Origin of the sequence: Bacillus seohaeanensis, assembly GCF_042684945.1 — a bacterium.
GTDB lineage: Bacteria > Bacillota > Bacilli > Bacillales > Bacillaceae_B > Rossellomorea > Rossellomorea seohaeanensis.
In genome coordinates this window covers 1-505 of sequence record NZ_JBHUMF010000003.1, presented here as the reverse complement: position 1 = coordinate 505, position 505 = coordinate 1, and the positions used below count along the sequence as shown (strand labels likewise).

Below are 505 nucleotides of genomic sequence, written 5' to 3'. Positions count from 1 at the left end.
GCCGACCCCCTGCTTGTAAGGCAGGTGCTCTCCCAGCTGAGCTAATCCTCCGTTATATTTCGCCTAGCAACGTCCTACTCTCGCAGGGGGAGATCCCCCAACTACCATCGGCGCTGAAGAGCTTAACTTCCGTGTTCGGCATGGGAACGGGTGTGACCTCTTCGCCATTGTCACCAGACTCAGGTTATCCTTTTAAAGGACAAGTATTATTATACAATACTTTTAATATTTTTCAAGGGCTTTTTCAAAAAATTATTCCCTCAAAACTAGATAAAGTGAAGTCAAAAGATGGAGTATCGCTTGTTGGATTGTCCAGCTACGGCTTCTAACTTCTCGAGTCGTTATATCTCTTCCAATGAATTCTATCGAATTCCTCTACAGAGGTGTCAACGCTTGTCGAAGTTGAACAGTCGTATCTGCTTTTTCTATTTGGTTAAGTCCTCGATCTATTAGTATCAGTCAGCTCCACATGTCACCATGCTTCCACCTCTGACCTATCTACCTG

Annotated in this window: 1 rRNA gene; it reads right to left on the bottom strand. The window is 44.6% G+C overall.

Features of this window, described 5'->3' with window-relative positions:
- Positions 1-61: 61 nt before the first annotated feature.
- Positions 62-178: ribosomal RNA gene (gene rrf / locus ACFSUL_RS01820) — 5S ribosomal RNA — on the bottom strand.
- Positions 179-505 lie beyond the last annotated feature (327 nt).